The sequence below is a fragment of the Flavobacterium sp. genome (assembly GCF_028712645.1).
Classification (GTDB): domain Bacteria; phylum Bacteroidota; class Bacteroidia; order Flavobacteriales; family Flavobacteriaceae; genus Flavobacterium.
The window spans coordinates 1-3,269 of the sequence record NZ_JAQTPQ010000333.1; the positions used below are offsets into that span (position 1 = coordinate 1).

Annotated in this window: 4 protein-coding genes; 2 read left to right on the plus strand and 2 right to left on the minus strand. The window is 31.8% G+C overall.

All coding sequences use genetic code 11. The features are described 5' to 3' along the window. Together PHC28_RS17340 and PHC28_RS17345 are read left to right on the plus strand one after the other, a co-directional pair. On the plus strand, nt 1–437 hold a 437-nt coding region (locus PHC28_RS17340), incomplete at its 5' end, for a FixH family protein (RefSeq protein WP_300103510.1). Nucleotides 438–503: 66 nt separating this feature from the next. Then, complete coding sequence (locus PHC28_RS17345; protein ID WP_300103512.1) at nt 504–1,205, plus strand: sulfite exporter TauE/SafE family protein; 702 nt, start codon at nt 504–506, stop codon at nt 1,203–1,205. Here the strand turns inward: PHC28_RS17345 and hemN are convergent, their stop codons facing one another. Both hemN and PHC28_RS17355 read right to left on the minus strand, forming a co-directional pair. Next, entirely contained in the window at nt 1,206–2,570 is a 1,365-nt protein-coding gene (hemN, locus tag PHC28_RS17350; protein WP_300103514.1) for an oxygen-independent coproporphyrinogen III oxidase, read from the minus strand. Nucleotides 2,571–2,719: 149 nt separating this feature from the next. Further along, nucleotides 2,720–3,269, minus strand: a 550-nt coding sequence (locus PHC28_RS17355) for a DUF349 domain-containing protein (RefSeq protein ID WP_300103516.1), incomplete at its 5' end; no start/stop codon positions are given.

Sequence of the window (3,269 nt, forward strand, 5' to 3'; positions counted from 1 at the left end):
GAACAGGAATCGTTATTGCTTTTGCATTATTTATTTCTTTTATACTGTATTTTGTATTCAGCGTTCAATCGAATTCTAAATACGACAACGAGTTGGTTGTGGAAGAATATTATAAACATGATGCAACATTTGGAGATGAGATGGTCCGTGTTCAAAATGCACAAGATTTAAAGCAAAAACCCGAAATCAAGAATGATTCACTTGGGATTACTATTGTTTTTCCTGAAGTGTTTACTTCTGAAAACATTAAAGGGAATGTTGGTTTTTATAGGTCTTCAAACAAAAAATTCGACTTTAGTGTTCCCATTTCTTTAACTGAATCCAAAATGATTATTCCTAAAGAAAAGTTGTTAGGAGGTCGTTGGGAAATCAATATGGAATGGCAATATGAAGGAAAAAAATATCTTACTAAAGAAACACTATTTGTAAATTTATAGTTTTTTGTCTCCGTTTTTAGTTGGTAAAACTAAAAACGGAGCGGAACTAAAAAACGGCAATCTATAATGCTTTATACCGCTTTTATCTTTGGATTAATCAGTAGTTTTCATTGCATTGGAATGTGTGGTCCTATAGCTATGATGTTGCCTGTAGATAGAACAAATCCAGCAAAGAAAACAATTCAGATTATCATTTATCATTTAGGTAGATTATCAGCTTATGCTTCTATAGGTTTAGTTTTTGGTTTAGTTGGAAAAGGTTTTTTTCTTGCAGGAATGCAACAAAAATTGTCCATATTTATTGGCGTTGCAATGATTATCATCATTTTAGTTCCTGAAAGAATTTTTGCGCAATACAATTTTTCAAAACCTGTTTTTAGATTGATTTCCAAGATTAAATCTACCTTGGGAAGTCAGTTTAAAAACAAAAGTTATAAATCCCTATTCACGATTGGTTTGCTCAATGGGTTCTTGCCTTGCGGAATGGTTTACGTTGCCTTGTTTGGCGCGATTGCAATGCAAAGCGAAAGTCTTGGAGTGTTGTATATGATTCTTTTCGGATTAGGAACAGTTCCATTGATGAGCAGTGTGGTTTATCTCAATTCTTTTTTGACAATTTCTGTTCGAAATAAAATACAAAAAGCCATTCCTTTTATCGCTGTAATAATAGGAGTGTTGTTTATTTTGAGAGGTTTGGGACTTGGAATTCCTTATGTTTCACCTTCGAATATGAGTTTGTTTGTGCAACCAACTCCTAATTGCCATTAATTAAATCGTCATCGAAAACAATTTAGTTTCCGGAGCTTTTCTTTTTAATCTCAGGTCGAAAGCCATACAAATATTACGAACAAAAGGTTTACCAGCATTGGTAATTTCGATACCATTACTTTTGATGACAAGCAATCCATCTTTTTCCATTTCTTCTAATTGAGCCAAAACTTCAGGAATTTCTTTAAAATAATTGGATTTAAATTTCCAAGAAGTTTCAAATTGGCACATTAAATTTAAAATGTGCTTTCTAATAATTAGGTCTTCTTCAGTTAATAAATGACCTCTGAAAATAGGCAATTTATCTTCTTCCAATAGTTTATAATATTCTTCTAATTCTTTCACATTTTGCGCAAAACTATACCAACTATCACTTATAGAAGAAACTCCCAAGCCAATCATTAACTGGGTTTTTGATGAGCTGTAGCCCATAAAATTACGATGTAAAGTCTTGTTTTCAAATGATTCGTATAAACTGTCACTTTTTAGAGCAAAGTGATCCATTCCTATTTCGTAGTACTCATTTTCGAATAATAAATCTTTCCCCACTTCATACAACATTCGTTTTACTTCGTCTTTTGGGATATCTTCATCATTAAAACCGCGTTGTCCGTTTCCTTTTATCCACGGCACGTGAGCATAACTATAAAATGCCAATCTATCAGGTTGTAGCGAATTTGTTTTTTCGATAGTATCAATTACATCATCAATTTCCTGAAATGGCAAACCAAAAATGATGTCGTGACCTATTGATGTATAGCCTATTTCTTTTGCCCAAAAGGTTACTTTCGCTACATTATGAAAAGGTTGTTCTCTATGAATCGCTTTTTGAACTTTTTCAGAGTAATCTTGCACTCCAAAACTAACTCTTCTGAAGCCTAATTCATATAATTTTAATAAATGGGCATATGTTGTATTATTGGGATGCCCTTCAAAACTAAATTCGTGATTTTCGGCTTTTTCAGCATAACAAAAAATCCCATTTATTAAATCTTCTAAGTTTTTTGTAGAGAAAAAAGTGGGAGTTCCTCCGCCTAAATGTATTTCCTTAATGATGGGTTTTTCGTCGAGAATGTTACAATAAATTGACCATTCTTTCAAAACGGCTTCGATATAAGGATTTTCTACTTCGTGATTTTTAGTAATTCTCTTGTTGCAGCCACAAAAAGTACACATACTTTCACAAAAAGGTAGGTGTATATATAAACTCAATCCTTCGGTAGAATTACTTTCTGCAAATGATTTTTTTAGAGTGTCAATCCACATTTGATAGGTAAAATCAGACTCGTCCCAATAAGGAACGGTTGGATAACTAGTGTATCTTGGACCAGGAACATTATATTTTTGGAGGATTGAATTTTTCATAAAAAGACTTTTATCAGTATTCAAAAATAGTGAGCCCTTATCAATATTAAAATGATAATTATCATATTCTATTTTTGCACATAAAAAAACCTCAATCTTAAGAAAAGGCAGAGGTTTTTACAATTTAAATTTCACTATTATTTTTGGTATTAAGCTTGATTTAAGTTCCTGATTTGTCTCAGTTTATCTTTCAAAATATCCATTTCTTCTCTGTGTTTTTCAATGTTTTTGCGCACTTCCAGAACAATTGAGTTCTCTTTTTTTGCATTTCTTGTATTGGCAAAAAACTGAATGTTGTTTTCTAATTGGAAAATTTCATTTTTGATTTCATCAATTTTACGCATTAAGAAAATCTTTTCATTTTCTAGTTTTCGAGTGTCATTGTTGTCAGATAAATGATCAATTCTATTAGCAAAGCGCATCATTTCGCCATCTTTTTTGCTCAAACTCAATTTTTCAAATAAGGCATCTAAAATTTTATTGAATTTCCCTTCGATATGTCTTCTTGCAAAAGGAACTCTTCCGAAGTTTTTCCAAGTTTCGATATGTAGTTTTATAGCATCCAAATCGGTTTTGTGGTCACCCACTAATTGAAACGCTCTCAATGTTTCTAAATAGGCTTTTTTCTTGTCGAAAGCTTCTATTTCTCCACCATTTTCTTCGTTTTTTTGCTCTTTTAATTTATCAAAATAATGATTG

What these genes read in the sequence shown, in the direction of transcription:
- PHC28_RS17345 (WP_300103512.1), top strand. Translation starts at nt 504, where the DNA reads ATGCTTTATACCGCTTTTATCTTTGGATTAATCAGTAGTTTTCATTGC.
- hemN (WP_300103514.1), bottom strand. Translation starts at nt 2,570, where the DNA reads ATGAAAAATTCAATCCTCCAAAAATATAATGTTCCTGGTCCAAGATAC.